This window comes from Luteimonas sp. Soil_C_16 (assembly GCF_057657295.1).
Map to the genome: position 1 here is coordinate 16,989 of NZ_JBDGIS010000009.1, position 18,548 is coordinate 35,536.

Annotated in this window: 15 protein-coding genes; 6 read left to right on the plus strand and 9 right to left on the minus strand. The window is 69.3% G+C overall.

The window, feature by feature from the left end:
• Nucleotides 1-97: 97 nt before the first annotated feature.
• Nucleotides 98-2,878: a TonB-dependent receptor gene (locus tag AC3A5T_RS15400; protein WP_487629303.1), complete on the minus strand. Its 2,781-nt coding sequence runs from the start codon at nucleotides 2,876-2,878 to the stop codon at nucleotides 98-100.
• A 192-nt stretch (nucleotides 2,879-3,070) separates the two neighbouring features.
• Here AC3A5T_RS15400 and AC3A5T_RS15405 point away from each other — a divergent pair, with 192 nt between their 5' ends.
• On the plus strand, nucleotides 3,071-4,099 hold the full coding sequence (locus AC3A5T_RS15405) for a sugar kinase (protein WP_487629304.1): 1,029 nt from the start codon (nucleotides 3,071-3,073) through the stop codon (nucleotides 4,097-4,099).
• Nucleotides 4,100-4,171: 72 nt separating this feature from the next.
• Here the strand turns inward: AC3A5T_RS15405 and sppA are convergent, their stop codons facing one another.
• Together sppA and AC3A5T_RS15415 are read right to left on the minus strand one after the other, a co-directional pair.
• The gene (gene sppA, locus AC3A5T_RS15410) at nucleotides 4,172-6,067 is read right to left on the minus strand and encodes a signal peptide peptidase SppA (protein WP_487629305.1); all 1,896 of its coding nucleotides are present in this window, start codon (nucleotides 6,065-6,067) and stop codon (nucleotides 4,172-4,174) included.
• A gap of 117 nt (nucleotides 6,068-6,184) precedes the next feature.
• Nucleotides 6,185-7,564, minus strand: a complete 1,380-nt coding sequence (locus AC3A5T_RS15415; protein WP_487629306.1) for an MATE family efflux transporter — start codon at nucleotides 7,562-7,564, stop codon at nucleotides 6,185-6,187.
• 180 nt (nucleotides 7,565-7,744) lie between these two features.
• On the opposite strand from AC3A5T_RS15415, the gene AC3A5T_RS15420 reads away from it, so the two are divergent.
• Nucleotides 7,745-8,914, plus strand: coding sequence for a DUF3667 domain-containing protein (locus AC3A5T_RS15420; RefSeq protein ID WP_487629307.1), 1,170 nt, complete (start codon nucleotides 7,745-7,747; stop codon nucleotides 8,912-8,914).
• A gap of 80 nt (nucleotides 8,915-8,994) precedes the next feature.
• Here AC3A5T_RS15420 and AC3A5T_RS15425 read toward each other — a convergent pair whose 3' ends face one another.
• Together AC3A5T_RS15425 and AC3A5T_RS15430 are read right to left on the minus strand one after the other, a co-directional pair.
• A complete protein-coding gene (locus AC3A5T_RS15425) occupies nucleotides 8,995-9,639 on the minus strand; it encodes a DUF3106 domain-containing protein (RefSeq protein ID WP_487629308.1) in 645 nt (214 codons plus the stop codon).
• Nucleotides 9,626-10,588: an RNA polymerase sigma factor sigma-70 region 4 domain-containing protein gene (locus AC3A5T_RS15430; RefSeq protein ID WP_487629309.1), complete on the minus strand. Its 963-nt coding sequence runs from the start codon at nucleotides 10,586-10,588 to the stop codon at nucleotides 9,626-9,628. The genes AC3A5T_RS15425 and AC3A5T_RS15430 overlap by 14 nt, the downstream gene beginning before the upstream one ends.
• A 458-nt stretch (nucleotides 10,589-11,046) precedes the next feature.
• On the opposite strand from AC3A5T_RS15430, the gene AC3A5T_RS15435 reads away from it, so the two are divergent.
• The gene (locus AC3A5T_RS15435; RefSeq protein WP_487629310.1) at nucleotides 11,047-13,278 is read left to right on the plus strand and encodes a primosomal protein N'; all 2,232 of its coding nucleotides are present in this window, start codon (nucleotides 11,047-11,049) and stop codon (nucleotides 13,276-13,278) included.
• A 21-nt stretch (nucleotides 13,279-13,299) separates the two neighbouring features.
• Here the strand turns inward: AC3A5T_RS15435 and AC3A5T_RS15440 are convergent, their stop codons facing one another.
• Genes AC3A5T_RS15440 through pssA form a run of 4 tightly spaced genes read right to left on the minus strand, consistent with a single transcriptional unit; the run spans nucleotide 13,300 to nucleotide 15,668 of the window.
• Nucleotides 13,300-14,094: an NYN domain-containing protein gene (locus AC3A5T_RS15440; protein ID WP_487629311.1), complete on the minus strand. Its 795-nt coding sequence runs from the start codon at nucleotides 14,092-14,094 to the stop codon at nucleotides 13,300-13,302.
• Between the two features lie 56 nt (nucleotides 14,095-14,150).
• Entirely contained in the window at nucleotides 14,151-14,630 is a 480-nt protein-coding gene (rimI, locus tag AC3A5T_RS15445; protein ID WP_487629419.1) for a ribosomal protein S18-alanine N-acetyltransferase, read from the minus strand.
• A 16-nt stretch (nucleotides 14,631-14,646) separates the two neighbouring features.
• Nucleotides 14,647-14,901: a hypothetical protein gene (locus AC3A5T_RS15450; RefSeq protein ID WP_487629312.1), complete on the minus strand. Its 255-nt coding sequence runs from the start codon at nucleotides 14,899-14,901 to the stop codon at nucleotides 14,647-14,649.
• A complete protein-coding gene (gene pssA / locus AC3A5T_RS15455; RefSeq protein WP_332078276.1) occupies nucleotides 14,898-15,668 on the minus strand; it encodes a CDP-diacylglycerol--serine O-phosphatidyltransferase in 771 nt (256 codons plus the stop codon). Before pssA ends, AC3A5T_RS15450 begins: the two co-directional genes overlap by 4 nt.
• Before the next feature lie 107 nt (nucleotides 15,669-15,775).
• Between pssA and AC3A5T_RS15460 the strand changes: the two genes are divergently transcribed.
• The 3 genes from AC3A5T_RS15460 (at nucleotide 15,776) to AC3A5T_RS15470 (ending at nucleotide 18,512) form a co-directional block, all read left to right on the plus strand.
• Entirely contained in the window at nucleotides 15,776-16,186 is a 411-nt protein-coding gene (locus tag AC3A5T_RS15460; protein WP_487629313.1) for a DUF4124 domain-containing protein, read from the plus strand.
• A gap of 74 nt (nucleotides 16,187-16,260) precedes the next feature.
• Nucleotides 16,261-17,955 carry a proline--tRNA ligase gene (locus AC3A5T_RS15465; protein ID WP_487629314.1) on the plus strand — a complete coding sequence of 565 codons (1,695 nt, stop codon included), beginning with the start codon at nucleotides 16,261-16,263 and terminating at the stop codon, nucleotides 17,953-17,955.
• Between the two features lie 179 nt (nucleotides 17,956-18,134).
• Nucleotides 18,135-18,512: an H-NS histone family protein gene (locus AC3A5T_RS15470; protein ID WP_487629315.1), complete on the plus strand. Its 378-nt coding sequence runs from the start codon at nucleotides 18,135-18,137 to the stop codon at nucleotides 18,510-18,512.
• Nucleotides 18,513-18,548 lie beyond the last annotated feature (36 nt).

The following is an 18,548-nucleotide window of genomic DNA, read 5'->3' on the forward strand; positions in this document are numbered from 1 at the left end:
TTCGTGCGTGCGACGCGTTCGTCATGCGACGCCGATCGCAGACACAAAAAAAGCCGGAGCGTCGCCGCTCCGGCTTCGATGTGGTCACGCGGATCGATCAGAACTTGTAGCGCAGGCCCAGCAGGTACTGACGGCCGGTTTCGCTGAAATCGAGCGGCAGGCGCGCGCCGGCGCCGACCCAGGTTTCCGACGGCTGGTTGGTCAGGTTGATGCCTTCCAGGCTCAGCTCGATCTGCTCGCTGATTTTGTAGCGCAGCGACGCATCGATCACCGTCGTGCCGTTCTGGCCGTGGACGTCTTCGGTGAAGCCTGCTTCCTGTCCCGGCACCTGGATCAGATAGTCGTCGCGATTGGTCGCCGAGATGCGGCCCGAGAAGCTCTGGCCCTCGTAGAACAGCGTCGCGTTCCATGATGTCTTGGACGAACCCAGCAGCGACGTGCGGAGGGAGTTCGCACCCGAGGCCGTCAGGTACTGGATCTCGGTGTCGACATAGGTGTAGTTGAGCTGGATGCCGAAGTCGCTCCAGACACCGGACAGGAACGTGAACGGCTGCACGTAGTTCGCTTCGAAGCCCTTCAACGGACCACCCGGCGTATTGAGCGGCACGCTGAAGACGAAGTCGTCGTTGACGGTGGCGCCCGTGCCTTCGAGCAGACTTGCAGGCAGGCCGCTGGACGCATAGCTGCGCACTTCGCGCGACGGCTGGATGGTGGTCTTGAGATCCTTGTAAAACAGACCCAGGCCGAGCATCGCGCCTTCGTCGATGTACCACTCGAAGCCGAGATCGGCGGTATCCGCGCGCACCGGGTCGAGCGTCGGATTGCCACCACTGACGGTGCGCGCACCGCCACTGACGTTGACCGTGACGCCTGGCGTCAAGGAGCCGAGCCCGGGGCGGGACATCACGCGTGCAGCGCCGAAGCGGATCAGGAAATCGGGGGCGATCTCGGCAACGAGGTTCATCGACGGCAGGGTGTCGCTGTACTCACGCGTCACCGTCGATGCGATCGGGGTACCGCTGGCGGTTGCGATGCCCGTCGACGCCTGCTTGGTGCGCACGTAACGCACGCCGAAGTTGCCCGAGAGCGGGATCGAGCCGAGGTCCGTCGAGAATTCGCCCTGCAGGTAGGCACCGCGATCCTGCTCTTCCACGCTGCGGGTGTTCACGGCGCGCTCGGTCAGCGCGAAGGTGCCGGTACCGCTGTAGATATCGAAGAAATCGGCGATACCTTCGTAGCTGGGCACGACCCAGCTCGACGGCGATCCGTCGATGCCGCTCAGATTGCCCGTGCCCGTGAGCGCACCCGGCACGATGAAACTGCCGTTTGCGAAGCGCGGCACCGAGACTTCCGAACCCCGGCGCAGTTCGCGGGTGGAGAACGCATAGTCCTTCGCCTGCAATCCACCCTTGAGGCGGAAACCCGGACTCATGTTCCAGTTGAAGTCGATCTGCGCGGTGTCGAAATCGTTGTCGACGTATTGCGGCCGCAGACGGATTTCCGCCAGCGTCCAGCCGCTGGGATCGAGCGGATCGATGCCGTAGTTCAGCACCGGCCTGTAGGGATCGCCGCGATAGTCGTAGCTGTAATTGTCGACGTTCGCCTTGTCCATGATGATCGTGGTCTGGATCGGGTTCTCGTGCTTGGAACGCGAAGTGCCGACCTTGCCCGACAGCGTGAAGTCGTCGGTGACTTCGAATTTGCCGTCGAGCGTGAGTTGCGTGAAGACCGTATTCCACTCGTCGTGGCGATTCTCCGAGCGGACGTCGACATCGTCGAACAGGCCGTACACCAGCGCGCCGCGATCATCGATCACACCGTCGCGCACGATCGTCTGCGGCTTGCCGGTACCGCTGCGGCTGAAGGAGATCGCCTCGATGTACTTCTCGTCGCGGATCGCGTCGATCTTCGAGTACAGGCCATCGAGCGAGAACTCGGTGCGGTCGGTCGGCTTGAACTGCAGCGACGCGGTGACGCCGGTGCGCTTCTGGTCGTGCTCCATCAGCGTGTAACGTGGGAAGCGCGGGTGGAACACGTTCGCGCCGCGTGCGGCGGCGAACGGCGATGCCGCGCTGAAGCCGCCGTTGCTGGGACCGTTGGCCCAGCGACCGGTACCGCTGCCTTCCTCGAGCGCCTGGCGCTCGCTGTAGGCGACCGACAGCAGCGCGCCGAACTTGCCGTCGGCCCAGGTGTTGGCGATCAGGCCGGCGACGCGCGGATCGGCCTTGTTGGCCATGTCGTTGAAGCTGGCCTGGCCGCTGCCGACGATCGTCAGACCGTCGTAGTCGAACGGGCGCGCGGTGCGCAGATCGACGGTCGCGCCGAGCGAACCTTCCTCGACGTCCGCCGATGCGGTCTTGCGCACGATCAGCTGCGAGAACAGGTCGGATGCGAACACGTTGAAGTCGAAGCCGCGGCCCCGGTTGGAGCCGCCGCTCTGGTCGGACGCGCCGACGGTGGTCAGCGCTTCCATGCCGTTGATGCGCACGCGGGTGAAGTCCGGACCGAGACCGCGCACGGTGATCTGGCGGCCTTCGCCGGCGTCGCGCGCGATCACCACGCCGGGGATGCGCTGCAGCGATTCGGCCAGGTTGAGATCGGGGAACTTGCCGATGTCCTCGGCGACGATCGCATCGACCACACCCGCTTCGCCGCGCTTGATGTCGAGCGCCTTCTCGACGCTGGCGCGGTAGCCCACGACACGCACCGCTTCGAGCTGGGTCGCGTCACCGGCGGTGGCGGTCTCTTCGACACCGTCGTCCGCAGTGGTCCCGGCGGTCTGCGCGAACACGGGCATGGCCACCGCCTGCAGCGCGATCGCAATGCTCGCGGCCAGCAAGGTAACCGGTGTCTTTTTCGAACCGAACAACTGCGTCATGTCGTTCCCCTCCCAGGGTGCGAAGCGGTCTCGGCGCGTCTTGACTGCATCGACGCGCTTGTTATGGTGTTCGCCGGTGCCGGAATGACACCGCGGGTCAAACGCTAGCAGAGGCGATTCTGCAAAGCATGTTGCGCCGCCACATCCACATGCCCGCTCCCCCACCGGGCCCGATCGAAAGGCATTGCCGCGATGGGCAAACGTATTCTCTGTTTCGGCGAGCTGTTGCTGCGCCTGGGCGCGCCAGGGCGCGAATTCCTGCTGCAATCCCGGCATCTGGACGTGCACGTCGGCGGCGCGGAAACCAACGTCGCGGTGTCGCTCGCCCGCTTCGGTCATGACGCCGCGCTGGCCGGTACGGTGGCCGCCAATGCGCTGGGCGATGGCGCATTGGGCGAACTGCGCCGGCACGGCGTGGATGTCTCGCGCGTCATCCGCACGCCGGGCCGCATGGGCCTGTACTTCTTCGCCGCCGGCGCCGGTCTGCGGCCCAGCGACGTGGTCTACGACCGCGCCGACTCGGCCTTCGCACGCGCCGCGCCGGGCAGCTACGACTGGCCTGCCCTGCTCGACGGCATCGACTGCCTGCATGTCTCCGGCGTGACGCCGGCCGTGGGCCCGAATGCCGCCGAGGCGGCACTGGCCGCGCTGCGCGCCGCACGCGCACGCGGCACCACGGTGTCCTTCGACGGCAATTTCCGCCCGAAGCTGTGGGCCGCGTGGAACGACACGCCCGCGCCGCTGCTGCGCGGTCTGCTGGCCGAGGCGGACATCGCCTTCATCGATCACCGCGACATCGATCTCGTGCTCGGCGCGGAGGCATCGGAAACCGGCGCACACGCCAGCGCCGAACGCACCCTGCAGGCGTCCGCGCGCGCGTTCGCGGCGTTCCCGCATCTGCAGCGCATCGCGTGCACGCAGCGCACGGTGCACAGCGTCGACCGTCACGCGCTCGGCGCGCTGCTGGTGCGTCGCGACGGCGGCGTGCAGCGCATCGACGCCCTGCCCGTCGACGGCATCGTCGACCGGATCGGCGGCGGCGACGCGTTTGCAGCCGGCGTGCTGCACGGCGTGCTGTCGGGTCTCGACGACGCCCGCACGCTCGCGTTCGGTCTCGCGGCGGCACGGCTCAAGCACAGCGTGCCGGGCGACTTCAATCTGGTCGGCGAATCCGACGTGACCGCGCTCGTCGACAGCGGGCGATTCGACGTGCGCCGCTGACCGCAATCGCGATGCCGTAAACGAAACGGCCCGCCAATGGCGGGCCGTTCGTGTATCAGGCGCTGCGCGGCCTCACAGCTCGCAGAAGCAGTACGCAACCGCCTTGACCGGACGACCCGGCTGCGGGGTGATCACGCTTTCGAGCAGCTGCAGATCCTGCTCCGCCCGCGGCACTGCGCGGGCCAGCAGGCCGCGTGCGATGTCGCTGTGGCCGACCAGCGCGCCGCCGAGACGGCCGCTGACGAAGCCGGTCAGGAAGCGACCGAACGGCGTCGCGGTCTTCTCCACGTAACGCGTGCGCCACTTGCCTTCTTCCAGCCCACCGAGTTCGGCGGCCTTGGCGATCGCAGTGCGCAGACCGCCGAGCTCGTCGACCAGACCGCGATCGAGCGCCTGGGTGCCGCTCCACACGCGACCACGCGCGACGGTGTCGATCTCTGCGCTGCTGCGGCCGCGCGCCTCGCCGACCTTGCCGATGAAGTTGGCGTAGCCGCGATCGATGATCGCCTGGATCGCCTGCCCGGCTTCGGGCTGCAGTTCGCGGGTCAGATCGAACGCGCCGGCGAAGCGCGTGGTGCCGACGCCGTCGGTACGCACGCCGATCTTCTCCAGCGTGCGCGGGAAGGTTGGCACCAGCGCGAAGATGCCGATCGAACCGGTGATCGTCGATGCATCGGCGTAGATGCGATCGGCGTTCATGCTGATCCAGTAGCCGCCCGAAGCGGCGACGTCGCCCATCGACACCACCACCGGCTTGCCGGCGGCCTTGAGCGCGTCGACCTCGCGACGGATCTGCTCGGACGCGAACACTTCGCCGCCACCCGAATCGACGCGCAGCACGACCGACTTCACGTGCTCGTCTTCGAGCGCCTCGCGCAGCAGGGCCGAGGTCGACTCGCCACCGATCGTGCCCGGCGGCTGCTCGCCACCGGTAATGCCGCCTTCGGCGACGACCACGGCGACCTGGTCGCGACGGTCCGCGGCCGAGCTGGCCGGCGACACGTGCGCGAGGAAGTCGCGCATCGACACCTGGCGGAAGCCGCCCTCGGCATCTTCGTCGGCGACGCCGCGCTCGATGAGCAGGTCTTCGACTTCGCCACGCGTCTTCAGGCCGTCGACGAACTTCTGCGACAGCGCGTACTGCGCCAGATCGCCCTGGGCCGCGGCGATGCCCTGCGGCAGCGTGTCGACGCCGGCATTGAGCGCCTCGGGCGTGGTGCCGCGCACCTTGGCGATATCGGCGATATGCCGCTGCCAGATGTCGTTCATCCAGTACAGGTCGGCTTCCTTCGACTCCGGCGACGCGCCGTCGAGGATGTAGGGCTCGGCCGCCGACTTGTATTCGCCGACCTTGAACAGGTGCACGTCCACGCCGAGCTTGTCGGCCAGCGCCTCGCGGTAATACTGGCGATAGCCGGCCAGACCTTCGAGCATCATGCCGCCCTCGGGATCGAGGTAAACCTCGTCCGCCTGCGCTGCAAGCAGATACTGCTGCTGGCCGAAATACTCGCCGAACGCGACGACCTGCTTGCCGGCCGCACGCACTTCGCTGATGGCGTCGGCCACTTCGCGCATCGACGCGTAACCGGAGAAGGTCATGCGGTCGGTACGCAGCAGCACCCGTTCGATGCGGTCGTCGGTCTTCGCCGCTTCCAGCGCGCGCAGCACGTCGCGCAGCTGCACTTCGCCCACGCCGCTGCCGCTGTTCTCGGCCAGCGCGCGCATGAAGGGATCGGACTTGTACTGCTCCACCAGCGCGCCTTCCGGCGCGATGACCAGCGTGGTGCGCTCGAGCAGAGGCGACTGCCGCGAACCGCCGCCGACGATCGCGATGAGGATCAGCAGTGCGACCAGGAACAGCAGGCCGAAGAACAGGAAATTGAGGATCAACCGGCGGATGAAATTCATCCCGTCCCAGATGCCGACAATGAAGCGCGTCAGCGGCGCGCGTGGCTGCACAGTACTCATGCGTAAAACGGCTCCATCAGAAGAATTCGCGGGTCGTGGCCGCCGGCAGCGGTGCGGCCACGGGTCCGCCCAGCACGCAGCCTACCGGGCGCGGCAGGGCATTGCATGCGCCGGTCGTCACTGTGCCGTCGGGTCCGGGGTCGGCGCGGGCACACGCCGGCTGCTGCGCAGGAAACGGGTGCCCAGCAGCACGGCCGCGACGGTGAGGCCGGCGATCAGGCCGATCCACATGCCCTTCGGCCCCCACCCCAGCCCGAGACCGAGCGTGGCGCCCAGCGCCATGCCCACGCCCCAGTACGCGGCCGCGGCGAGGAACATCGGCACGCGCGTGTCCTTGAGCCCGCGCAGCGCGCCGGCCGACAGCGCCTGGATGCCGTCGGGAAACTGGAACGCGGCGGCGTAGAGCAGCAGCGATCCGGCCAGCGCGGCGACCGCCGCATCCTCGGTGTAGATGCGCACCACGTGGTCGTGGCCCAGGAGCAGCAGCACGCCGGACACCGTCTGCGTCACCAGCACCAGCGTCAGGCCGGCGAAGCCCGCCCGGCGCACGCCGGCGCTGCCCAGGCCGCGACCGATCGCATTGCCCACGCGCACCGTGGTCGCTTCGGCCAGGCCGAACGGCACCATGAAACACAGCGCCGCGACATTGATCGCGATCTGGTGCGCCGCCGCCTCGATCTCGCCGAGCCGGCCGATCAGCAGCGCGGTCACCACGAACAGGCTGCCTTCCATCGTCACGGTCACGCCGATCGGCAGACCGGTGCGCAGCAGCGCGCGGATCTCCGTCCAGCGCGGCGGGTCGAAGCGGGTGAACAGCTGGTAGCGCGCGAACCGCTTCGACAGCGCCAGATACAGGGCGAATGCGATCGACTGGGTCCACATCATGATCGCGGACGCGATACCCAGCCCGCCGGCGCCGCCCTCGGGGAACGGGCCCCAGCCGAACGCGAGCGCGTAGCCCATCGGCACCAGCACGGCGAGACCGCCGAAGCCGAAGACCATCGTCGGCAGCGTCCAGTGCAGGCCGTCGCTGAGGTAGCGCATGCAGAAATACAGCGTCAGCGCCGGCACGCCCCAGCGGATGCCGTGCAGGAACGCGGTCGCGCCCGGCACGATGTCCGGGGCGATGCCGAACGGACCGAGCCCGGCGGCCAGCGCCGTCAGCAGCCCGAACAGCGCCACGCCCAGACCCGCCGCCAGCCACAGCGCCTGCCGGAACAGCGGGCCGACCTCGGCATGGCGGCCTTCGCCGTCGAGCTGCGACACCGACGGCGGCACCGCCATCAGCGTGCCCATCGGCACCATCAGCGGCAGCCAGAAAATCGCGGTGCCCACGGCGACACCCGCCAGCGTGGCCGTGCCGTGGTGGCCGGCGATGACGGAATCGACGAAACCGATCAGGCCGGTGGCGACGTGGCCAGCGACCAGCGGGGCCGCCAGAACGGCGGTGCGCCGCACCTCGTGACCGAAGGGCGGCGGCGTGATTGCGGAGGACATGGGAACGGCTCTGCGGCTGCGGCCGCGCGTACGACGGATGCGTGCGCTGGCACCGGGGCGCGAAGGACCGCATTCTACCGGCACGCCGCGCAGGGGAGCGACACGCGCGGCGCCCCACGCCCGCCTTTTGTCCGTGTCCGCGGCCGCGCCGCTGCGGCCTTGCCAGGAATCCGTCCGCGCATGTCCCACGCTGCCCTGCCGCCGCTGCCCTCCGACGACGCACACCCGTCCGCCTGCGAGAACTGCGGCACGCCGCTGCACGGCGACTTCTGCCACGTCTGCGGCCAGTCCACGCACAGCCCGGTGCGCAACGTCGCCCACGCGGTGGAGGAAGTCTTCGAATCCTTCTGGCATCTCGACGGTCGCATCTTCCGCACGTTGCGCGACCTGTTCGTGCCGGGCCGCATCGCCAACCGCTATCTCGGCGGCCATCGCGTGCGCTACGTCGCACCGATGCGGCTGTTCGTGATCCTGACGCTGCTGACGTTCTTCGTCGCCAAGTTCGTCGTCCAGGACGCGATGCAGGACGTCCAGCCCGGCCAGATGGTGCGCACCGACGATGTCGCCACCGAGTTCTCGCAGGCGCAGACCGTCGACGAGGTGCAGACGATGCGCGACGACGCACTGGCCGGCATCGCCGAGACCCGCCGCACCGTCGGCGCACTGCCGGGCGTGAGCCCGCAACTCGACGTCGCCGCGGCGGAAGTGCGCGCGCAGGCGCAAGCGCGGATCGCGACACTCGCGCCCGACGGCGCGGCGCCGACCGCCCCCGATGCGGCGCCCGATGCCGCCACATTGGACACCGGTCCACAGGCCGCGACGACACCCGCGCCCGACGACGCCGACGCGTCGACATCCGGCCCGCCGACCATCGGCGGCCCGATCGGCGAACGCATCGAGCGCAACATCGAACGGTTCAACAACGATCCGCAGATCTTCGTGCGCGCCCTGTTCGGCGTCGCACCGACCGCGCTCTTCATCCTGGTACCGCTGTTCGCCGTGCTGCTGAAGCTGCTCTACCTGTTCCAGGGTCGGCTGTATCTCGAGCACGTCGTCGTCGGCCTCTACAGCCACGCGGCGCTGATGCTGGCGTTGTTGCTGGTGCTCTGCGGTGCGCTCGCATCGCCCTGGCTGGCGACGCACGCGGCGTGGTCGACGGGCATCGTCGGCGTCGCGCAGATCCTGCTGCTGTGGGCGATGCCGGTCTATCTGCTGCTGATGCAGAAGCGCGTGTACGGCCAGTCGTGGCCGTGGACACTGGTGAAGTTCGCGATCATCGGCATGGCGTACCTCGCGCTGTTCCTCAGCGTCGCGATTCCGATGGCGGGCTACGCGCTGTACGCGTTGTAGCGTCGCGTTCGAAACGCCGTCAGGGCGTTCCGGCCACCCGCGCACGCAGCCACGCATCGCGCGTATCGGCCGAAACGCCGTCAGGGCGTTCCGGCCACCCGCGCACGCAGCCACGCATCGCGCGTATCGGCCGGCACCGCCAGCCACTGCGCACGCAGCGCGTCGCGCTCCTGCGGCGGTGTGCGCTGGGCCAGGGCGGCGAGATCGTCGCGCGCCTGCAGCGACGTCGCACGCAGCGCGAGCAGCACCGGGCCGCGCTGGTCTTCGGGCATCGCCGAGAACAGCGGATGCAGCCGTGGCCAGTCGGCGCCGAGCACCGGCCCCAGCAGCCAGCCGCGGCGCAGGCTCAGATCCAGTTGTTCGAAGGCCAGCCGCAGTTCGCGCTGCTCGGGCTCGGGCAGGGTCTCGAAATGCGCGGCCGCCTGCTGCAGCCGCATGCGCTCGGCATGCGGCAGGGCGTCGGCCGCCTGCCAGGCGATCCGCCGGCGCGCACGCTCGCCGGCCGGCAGGATCTGCCACGCCGCCAGGCGCGCCTTCAATGCGTCGCGCTCGGCCGGGGTCATCTGCGCGAGGCGTGCGGCGCGGGCTTCGAGTTGTGCGCGTTCGGCGGCCGGCAACGATTCGGCTTTCAAGGCAGGCGGCAGGGCGGCCTGCGCGAGCGGCGCGGCGAGGAGCAGCAGCCCCGCGACGCCAGCGAAGCGGCGCACGCGCTCAGAGATCGGCATCGGTGGTCTCCATGCCGTCGGCATCGTCCGGCACGTCGTCGAGATGGGCGTCGCGGGTGTCGTCGGTCGGTGTTTCGATCTGCGTGGACAGCCACGCGTAGAACGCGGGGTCCTCGCGCCAGGGCGCGTTTTCCGATTCGGTCAGCAGTTCGAAGTCCGGCGCGGTCAGCAGCGCGACCTCGTCGTCGTAGGTCGCTGCCGGGGACTGGGCGTCCGGCAGGGCCTCGATCCGGATCGTCGTGTCGTCGTCGAGACCGCCGCCCGGCAACGCATCGCGCCAGGTCCAAGCCAGCGCGGCGACCATCGCGACCAGAACCACCGCCTGCGCCGGCCACAACCAGCGGGCACGGGTCCGGGGCGGCGACGGCGCAGCCTCGGCCGGGGGCGGCGCAGCGACGGCGCGCTGCAGCGGGAACCGGCGCAGCGGCGGCACCTGGCCGCGCAGCGCGGCCTCGCGCAGGCCGGCCAGGCGTGCCAGGCGATCGGGCGGCAGCGCGCGGATCGCCGCCTGCGCGGCCTCGGCGATGCGACGCCAGGCGTCGGGATCGGGGCTGCCGTCCTCGCGATGCGGCAAGGCGCGCTGCAGGCCCAGTCGATACGTGGCCCGGGTGACGCCCAGGACCGCGGCCGCTTCGTGTTCCGGCAGGCCGGCCACCATCCGCAGCAGCACCGTGACCCGCGGACCGCCGGACAGCCCGGCCAGTGCGGGCAGGCCATCGGCATCGTCGGGCAGCACCGCGGGCGCGCGCAACGCCGGCGCCGCCAGCAGCTGGGCCCAGAACCGGCGCGGCCAATCGGGGAACGGGGTATTGGTCGCCAGCTGGCCGAAATCGGTCATCGCGGCGGCCAGCGCGGCGTCGCCGGTCTCGATGTCGCCGCTCTGCCACTGCGCGAACGCGGCCGCGCGCCGCTCCACCCCGCGCAGGAACGCGGCGACGGCGGAGGACATTCCGGGTGGAGCTGACTGGGGAGGCGTGGTCATCGGGGCCGGCGTGTGCGACCGCGCATCATAGCCATCCGCCGCCGCGGCCCAAGCCTTGACAGATCGTCGCGCGAACGTTCCACAGGCGCCGACGCGCGCAAGTGGTTGTTCACAGGGTTCACAACGCTGTCATCCAGCTGAAGATGACCACATGCCGATGCTGCATGACAACAATGTTTCACGGCCAAGCCGTTGATTCCATTGCGGATTACCCATATGGCACTTTTTTGTCCAACATATCCTTTACCCCACTGAATACCGCATAACGTCGTGTTCGAAGCGGTGTATGCACAGGCTTATCCACAGATCGTGTGGATAAGCGGCAATCCCTTTTCTTTCCGGCACTTGCAGCGACAACGTACAAGTCAAGCGAGGTTGGGCGCGCAAATGAGGGAAAGCGCCGGTCGAGCCGATAGAATTTGCAGGTGCCCGATCCGAACGCCGCCCTTTCCGTCCTCCAGATCGCCCTGCCGGTGCCGCTGCCGCGCCTGTTCGACTATCGCGCGCCCGCCGGCGCCGCCGTCGGACCGGGCGATGTCGGACGCCGGGTCCGGGTGCCGTTCGGGCCCCGGGAACTGATCGGCGTCGTGGCGGGCGTCGGCGCCCCCGACGATCCCGCGCAGACGCTCCGCGAGGCGCTCGAATGGCTCGACGACGCCCCGCTGCTGCACGGCGAGCTGGCCGCCTCGCTGCGCTGGCTCGCCCGCTACACCCATGCGCCGCTGGGCGAAGTGCTGGCGACGGCCCTGCCCGCCGCCCTCCGCCGTGGTGAGGCGCTGCCCGATACCCACGCCTGGGCCTGGCGGTTGACCGAAGCCGGTCGGACCGCGTTGTCCGGACTCAAAGCCGGTGGCCGCCCGCAGCGCCTGGCCGCCCTGCTCGCGCCCACGCCCAGGGACGAAGACGCGCTGGACTTGGCGATGGACGGCTGGCGCGCCGCCGCGCGCACGCTGGCCGGTCGCGGCCTCGCCGAACGCTTCGCGATTCCGGCATCCCAACTGGCGCCCACGCCACAGCCAGGGCCGTCGCTGCACGACGAACAGCAGCAGGCGGTCGATGCGGTCGCCGCCTGCATCGGTTTCGCCGCGCTGCTGCTCGATGGCGTGACCGGCAGCGGCAAGACCGAGGTCTACCTGCAGGCGATCGCCGACTGCCTGGCGCGCGGACGACAGGCGCTGGTGCTGGTGCCGGAGATCGGCCTGACCCCGCAGACGCTCGCGCGCTTCCGTGCCCGCCTCGGCGTGCCGGTGCATGCGCTGCATTCGGGACTGGGCGACGGCGAACGCGCGCGTGTCTGGGCGGCTGCGGCGCGCGGCGAGGCGCGCGTCGTCGTCGGCACCCGTTCGGCGGTGTTCGTGCCGCTGCCCGATGCCGGGCTGATCGTCGTCGACGAGGAACACGACGGCAGCTACAAGCAGCAGGACGGTATCCGCTACCACGCGCGCGACTTCGCGCTGGTGCGCGCCAAGGCGCTCGACGTGCCGGTGCTACTGGGCAGCGCGACACCGTCGCTGGAATCGCTGCAGAACGCCGTCTCCGGCCGCTACGCCCATCTGCGCCTGACCCACCGCGCCGGCGCGGCGAAACCACCGACGGTGCGCGTGCTCGATGTGCGCAAGCGCCCGCTCGAGGCCGGCCTGTCGCCGGAGATGTTCGCCGCGATCTCCGCCGCGCTCGCTGCCGGCGGACAGGTGCTGGTGTTCAAGAACCGCCGCGGCTATGCGCCGGTGCTGCTGTGCCACGACTGCGGCTGGAGCGCGCACTGCCCGCGCTGCAGCACGCCCGATCGTCCGCATCCGATGACCGTGCACGCCGGCGGGCGCCGCCTGCAGTGCCATCACTGCGGCCATCGCGCGAGCGCGCCGCCGGCGTGTCCCGATTGCGCGAGTCTCGGCCTGCAGCCGCAGGGCGTGGGCACCGAACGCATCGAAGAGCTGCTGGCCGCGCGCTTCGCTGACGTGCCGGTGTTGCGCATCGACCGCGGCAGCACGCGTCGACGCGATGCGCTGGAAAATCTTCTGGGCGAACTCGGCAGTCAGCCCGGCATCCTGATCGGCACGCAGATGCTGGCCAAGGGTCACGATCTGCCGAATCTCACGCTCGTGTGCGTGGTCGGCATCGACGAAGGCCTGTTCTCGGCCGACTTCCGCGCCGGCGAGAAACTCGCGCAGCTGCTGATCCAGGTCGCCGGGCGCGCCGGCCGCGCGGAAAAAGCCGGCCAGGTGTTGCTGCAGACCCACCACCCCGAACATCCGCTGCTGCTGACGCTGATCCAGGGCGGGTATCACGCCTTCGCTGCGGAAGAACTGATGCAACGCGAAGCTGCGGGATTCCCGCCGTTCGCACCGCTCGCGCTGCTGCGCGCCGAGTCGCAGCAGGCCGAACCGCCGATGGCATTCCTGCAGGCCGCGCGCCGCGTGCTCGCGCCGCATGCCGGCCGCGACGCCGCCGGCATGCCGACACTGCTACTCGACGGCCCGGTGGTCGCACCGATGCCCCGCCGCGCAGGCGTGTATCGCGCGCAATTGCTGATCGCCACCGATCAACGTCCGCGCCTGCACGCGATTCTCGATGCGGCCCTGCCGCTGATCCACGCCCTGCCCGAAGCACGCCGCGCGCGCTGGTCGCTGGATGTGGATCCGGTGGATCTGTACTGAGTCGACCGGAACGCGGACGCGTCAGTCCGTCGCCGCCGGCTTGCGGCGACCGCGTGCACGTGACGCCTGTTGCGCAGGCGGCTTCTTCGGCGCCTCGCGGATCTCGACCGCCTGCCCCACCCGGCGCACTTCGAACAGCCCGGTCGCATCGATCAACGCACTGAGGTTGCGATAGCCGTAATTGCGCGCGTCGAACGAGCCCTGGTTGCGCACGTGGCTGCCGACCTCGCCCAGATGCGACCAGCCCGCGTCATCGGCGCCTGCGGACACCGCATTGCGCAACAGCTGCACGAGCTCGCGATCGGCCTGCAGTTCGCCGCCGGTGCGCGGCTTGGTCGTGCCGCCGCTGTCGACCTCGTCGGCGGCGCGGAGTTTCTCCAGATACAGGAACGTCGAACAGGCTTTGACGAACGGCGTCGGCGTTTTCTCCTGGCCGAAGCCGTAGACCGCGTAACCGTCGTTGCGCAGGCGCATCACCAGCGGCGTGAAATCCGCATCGCTGGACACGATGGCGAAGCCGTCGAGATTGCGCGCGTACATCAGGTCCATCGCGTCGATGACCATCGCCATGTCGGACGCATTCTTGCCGGTGCTGTAGGCGAACTGCTGGATCGGGCGGATCGCATATTCGTGCAGCACTTTCTCCCAGCCGACCAGATGCTGGCTTTTCCAGTTGCCGTAGGCGCGCCGCACGTTGGCGACGCCATGGCGCGCGACCTCGGCGAGGATCACGTCGATCTTCGCCGCCGGCGCATTGTCGGCATCGATCAGCAGCGCGATGCGTTTCTCGTTGTCGATGCGGGTGTGTTCGCCCATGGCGGCTCTCCGGTCGGGGCGCGCGGCGCGCGCCGGATGCAACACGGCGGCGGTGTTCAGTCCGCGCCGAACAGTTCGCGGGCCATGACGATCGCGTCCTCACGGCCATTGTGCGCGGGGTAGTAACGCGGCCGACGGCCGATCTCGTTGAAGCCTTCGTCGTGATACAGCGCGACCGCATTCGGATTCGACGGCCGCACTTCGAGGAACACGCGCTGCGCGCCGTGCTGCTGGGCGAGATCGACCAGGGCGCGGAACAGGCGGCGGCCGTGGCCGCGGCCATGCAGGTCGGGATCGACGCAGACATTGAGCACGTGCGCTTCGCCGGCCGCGACGCTCAGCACGCCGTACCCGGCGAGTCGCCGGTCGACGTGCAGCACCCACGCGGGATACGCCGCGCGCAGGCAGTCGTCGAAGATGCCGCGCGTCCACGGAAACGGATACGCGCGCACTTCGATTTCCATGACCGCATCGACGTCGGTCGCGCGCATCGGACGCAGCGACCAGTCGCGCGCCGCAGTGGCCGCCGCCGGCATCGACTGCGTGTCGGGCTCAGCCGCCATGGCGGCGCAACCGACGCAGCCGCGGCCACAGGGCACGCTTGGCCGACGCCGAGCGCAGATCGGTCAACGAACCGAGACTGCGCACGAAGGCGAACGCGCCATCGCCATCGCGATGCAGGCCGGCAGCGCGCAGCAATGGGTCGACGAGCGGGTCGTCCGGCAACACCTGCCCGGGCACCTGCACGCGATAGCGGTCGTGGCCCAGCGCATCGAGCGCCGCGATCTGCAGCGCATCCCAGGTCACGAGGCGGCCTCGGCGCCTCCGCGGCGGCGCAGCAGCCACAGCGTCGGACCGGACAATGCGTAAAGCACGGCGGCGATCAGCAGGGTCTTGGGCGGATCCACCCACATCGCGATCAGCAGGCCGACCGCGACGACCAGCGCCACGAACGGCACGCGATCGGACTTCGGCCCGGTGCCGCTGCCCTTGAAGCTGGTGTAGCGGATGCGGCTGACCATCAGCAGGCCGCAGACCACCGTGACCGCGAGCGCGACGTAGCGCAGCGCGTCGCCGGTGAAGTCGAGCTCGTGGCAGGTCCAGACGAAACTCGCCATCAGGCCCGCCGCCGCGGGACTCGCCAGGCCGACGAAATAACGCTTGTCGACCGTCGCCACCTGGCTGTTGAACCGCGCCAGGCGCAGCGCCGCGCAGGCGGCATAGAGAAATGCGCCCAGCCAACCGATCTTGCCGAGCGTGGTGCCGTCGAGGCGCATCGCCATCAGCGACCAGTGGTACATCACCAGCGCCGGCGCCAGACCGAAACTGATCAGGTCGGCCAGCGAGTCGTACTGGACGCCGAATTCGCTCTGGGTATTGGTCAGGCGTGCGACCCGGCCGTCGATGCCGTCGAGCACCGCGGCGACGAAGATCGCGATGCATGCGGCGCTGAAGCGGCCCTGCGATGCGGCGATGATCGCGAAGAATCCCGCGAACAGGCCGCCGGTGGTGAACAGATTCGGCAGCAGGTAGATGCCGCGGCCGCGGCGCGGGGTCGGGTCGGGTTGGCTCATGCGGGCCAGTGTAGCGCCTGCATCGGGCCGGCCGGCGACAGCGGTTGCGCCTGCGGCCCCGGAGTGCTGCAATCGCCGCCACATTCGAGCACCTGCCGGGGACCGCCATGCGCCGCACTTTCGTGACCGCCCTTGCATTGCTCATCGCCGCCGCGCCACTCGCCGCCAGCGAGGTCTACAGCTGGAAGGACGCGCGCGGCGTCACCCATTATTCGCAGACACCGCCACCGGCCGGCACGCGTTTCGAAGTGCGCAACGTGCACGGCAACGCCGCGTCGTCCACGGCGGCCACACCTGCACCGGCGGCCGCACCCGCGGCGGCGCAGGCGGCGACCACCGCCAGCGCGGGGGGCGACAACAGCCAGTGCGCACTCGCCCGCACCAACGTCGCCGCACTCAAGGGCGAAGGCGCGGTGCAGCAGCTCGGCGCCGACGGCAAGCCGCGCGAACTCGCCGGCAGCGAACGCGCCGACCAGCTCGCGCTGTCGGAAGCCGCGGTTCGCGCCTACTGCCGCTGACACCCGGCCGGCAGGCCGGCACGCGCGGGGCGCGTGGCACACTATCGCCCCCCGTTCCCAGCCAGAAGCCGCCGATGCGCCTGTCGCAGTTCCATCTCCGCACCGAGAAAGAAACGCCCGCCGATGCCGAGGTCACCAGCCACAAGCTGATGCTCAAGGCCGGCATGCTGCGCAAGCTGGGCGCCGGTCTCTATACGTGGTCGCCGCTGGGTCTGCGCGTGCTGCGCAAAGTCGAAGGCATCGTGCGCGAGGAAATGAACGCCGCCGGCGCGATCGAACTGCTGATGCCGGCCGTGCAGCCGCGCGAGCTGTGGGAAGAAACCGGCCGCTGGGAGAAGTTCGGCGGCCAGCTGCTGAAGATGCAGGACCGCAAGGAGAGCTGGTACTGCTTCGGCCCGACGCACGAGGAAGTCGTCACCGATTTCGCGCGCAGCGAACTGGCCAGCTATAAGCAGCTGCCGGTGAATTTCTACCAGATCCAGACCAAGTTCCGCGACGAGATCCGCCCGCGTTTCGGCGTGATGCGCGCGCGCGAATTCCTGATGAAGGATGCCTACTCGTTCGACATCGACGAGGCCGGCATGGCCGCGTCGTACCAGGCCATGCATGCGGCCTACACGCGCATCTTCACCCGCCTCGGTCTCGAGTTCCGCTCGGTGCAGGCCGATTCGGGCGCGATCGGCGGTGACGCCTCGCAGGAATTCCACGTCATCGCCGATTCGGGCGAAGACGCGCTGGTGTTCTCGACCGGCTCGGAATACGCCGCGAACGTCGAAGCCGCGCGCGCCGCTGCGCCCGCGCCGCGTCCGGCGGCATCGGAAACCCTGCGCAAGGTCGACACGCCGACGCAGAAGACCTGCGAAGACGTCGCCGCCCTGCTCGACATTCCGCTCGCACGCACCGCGAAGTCGATCGCGCTGATGGCCGGCGAGGCCTTCGTGCTCGCGCTGGTGCGCGGCGACCATGCGGTCAATGCGATCAAGCTCGCCAAGGTCGACGGCCTCGCCGATTACCGCATGGCGACGGAAGCGGAAATCGCCGCGCATCTGGGCGCGGCGTCGGGCTTCCTCGGACCGATCGGCGCCGCCAGGCCGATCCGCGTCGTCGCCGATCTCGAAGTCGCCGCACTGGCCGATTTCGTCGTCGGCGCCAACGCCACCGGCTTCCACATCGCCGGCGTCAACTGGGGCCGCGATCTGCCCGAGGCCGACGTGGTCGCCGACATCCGCGACGTCGTCGCCGGTGACCGCGCCGAAGACGGCGGCGAACTGAAGATCGCGCGCGGCATCGAGGTCGGCCACGTGTTCCAGCTCGGCCGCAAGTACGCCGAGGCCATGCACTTCAAGGTGCTCGACGCCAACGGCAAGGCGAGCGTGCCCTTCATGGGCTGCTACGGCATCGGCGTGTCGCGCATCGTCGCGGCGGCGATCGAACAGAACCACGACGCGAACGGCATCGTGTGGCCGCTCGCAATGGCGCCGTGGCAGGTCGCGGTGTGCGTGATCAATCCGAAGAACGAGGCGCACGTGGCCGAGGCCGCGGACGCGCTGTATCGCGAACTCGGCGCGGCCGGGTTCGAAACCGTGCTCGACGACCGCGGCCTGCGCCCCGGCATGATGTTCGGCGACATCGAATTGATCGGCATTCCGCATCGCGTGGTGGTTTCGGCGCGCGGACTGGAATCGGGCGCGTTCGAGTATCGCGCGCGCCATGCCAGCGAATCGGAGAATCTCGATCGCGCGGCGCTGTTCTCGCGCCTGCGCGGCTGAGGGTTTCCTGCGCGAAACCGGCGGCATTTACCGCCGGATAATCCCGAATGTTCACGCGGCCTGCACGAGCGGGCCGCGCTGACGCGTGCGCGGTATTTGTCGACCCGCGATAAACCGGATTAAGATGCCGCCCATGCCAATGGACTGGTATTCCCAATAATCAGCCGGAGCCGACTCAAATGGCGTTTGACCTCAATGCATTTTCACCCCAGCAGCTCGACGCGCTGATCACCCAGGCCAAGGAGCGCAAGACGACGCTGAAGAAGCGCAAGCCGCTGACGGCCGTGCGCAAGAAGCTGACGGACATGGCCGCGGCCGAGGGTTACAGCATCGCCGAGCTGTTCGGTGGCAGCGCACCGCGCGCGGCATCGACCGCGGCTGCGCCTGCGACGCGCAAGAGCGCGACCAAGGGTCGCAAGCTCGGCAAGGTGGCGCCGAAGTACCGCAATCCGGCGAACAAGGCCGAGACCTGGACCGGTCGGGGCAAGCAGCCGCTGTGGCTAGCCGCGCACACCAAGAAGGGCCGCAAGCTGGAAGAGTTCCTGATCCAGAAGTGAGCCTGGCGGTTCGCGCCGCGCAGTGACGTTCGAAAA

Bases quoted from the DNA above. Each gene is read 5' to 3' on its own strand.
- AC3A5T_RS15400 (WP_487629303.1), bottom strand. From the start codon at position 2,878: ATGACGCAGTTGTTCGGTTCGAAAAAGACACCGGTTACCTTGCTGGCC.
- AC3A5T_RS15405 (WP_487629304.1), top strand. From the start codon at position 3,071: ATGGGCAAACGTATTCTCTGTTTCGGCGAGCTGTTGCTGCGCCTGGGC.
- sppA (WP_487629305.1), bottom strand. From the start codon at position 6,067: ATGAGTACTGTGCAGCCACGCGCGCCGCTGACGCGCTTCATTGTCGGC.
- AC3A5T_RS15415 (WP_487629306.1), bottom strand. From the start codon at position 7,564: ATGTCCTCCGCAATCACGCCGCCGCCCTTCGGTCACGAGGTGCGGCGC.
- AC3A5T_RS15420 (WP_487629307.1), top strand. From the start codon at position 7,745: ATGTCCCACGCTGCCCTGCCGCCGCTGCCCTCCGACGACGCACACCCG.
- AC3A5T_RS15425 (WP_487629308.1), bottom strand. From the start codon at position 9,639: ATGCCGATCTCTGAGCGCGTGCGCCGCTTCGCTGGCGTCGCGGGGCTG.
- AC3A5T_RS15430 (WP_487629309.1), bottom strand. From the start codon at position 10,588: ATGTCCTCCGCCGTCGCCGCGTTCCTGCGCGGGGTGGAGCGGCGCGCG.
- AC3A5T_RS15440 (WP_487629311.1), bottom strand. From the start codon at position 14,094: ATGGGCGAACACACCCGCATCGACAACGAGAAACGCATCGCGCTGCTG.
- rimI (WP_487629419.1), bottom strand. From the start codon at position 14,630: ATGCCGGCGGCGGCCACTGCGGCGCGCGACTGGTCGCTGCGTCCGATG.
- pssA (WP_332078276.1), bottom strand. From the start codon at position 15,668: ATGAGCCAACCCGACCCGACCCCGCGCCGCGGCCGCGGCATCTACCTG.
- AC3A5T_RS15460 (WP_487629313.1), top strand. From the start codon at position 15,776: ATGCGCCGCACTTTCGTGACCGCCCTTGCATTGCTCATCGCCGCCGCG.
- AC3A5T_RS15465 (WP_487629314.1), top strand. From the start codon at position 16,261: ATGCGCCTGTCGCAGTTCCATCTCCGCACCGAGAAAGAAACGCCCGCC.
- AC3A5T_RS15470 (WP_487629315.1), top strand. From the start codon at position 18,135: ATGGCGTTTGACCTCAATGCATTTTCACCCCAGCAGCTCGACGCGCTG.